Raw genomic sequence first — 229 nt, 5'->3', positions numbered from 1 at the left:
GAGCAGTTCGATCTGCTCGAAGTGCTCGTAGGGCAGGGTGATGGCGTAGCTGAGAAAGGGCTGGCCGTTGATGCGGTAGCCGTTCTGCCAGTCCAGCGGCAAGCCCCGCACCGTGATGTAGCTGGCCCAAGCGCTGTAGGCGCCGCTGTTGTCGCTCACCGAGGCGTCGAGCGCGAACACGTCGCCCAGCTTCGACACCTGGCGCTCGGCCATGTCCTCGCCGCGCACC

General features: G+C 66.4%; 1 protein-coding gene. It reads right to left on the bottom strand.

Annotated elements, in window-relative coordinates; all coding sequences use genetic code 11:
* Positions 1–229, bottom strand: a 229-nt coding sequence (locus ACEN8I_RS24235) for a TonB-dependent receptor plug domain-containing protein (RefSeq protein ID WP_413331208.1), incomplete at both ends; no start/stop codon positions are given.

Origin of the sequence: Polaromonas sp. CT11-55 (assembly GCF_047303325.1) — a bacterium.
In the GTDB taxonomy this organism is placed as follows: Bacteria; Pseudomonadota; Gammaproteobacteria; order Burkholderiales; family Burkholderiaceae_C; genus Polaromonas.
This window is presented reverse-complemented; position numbering and strand designations above follow the sequence as displayed.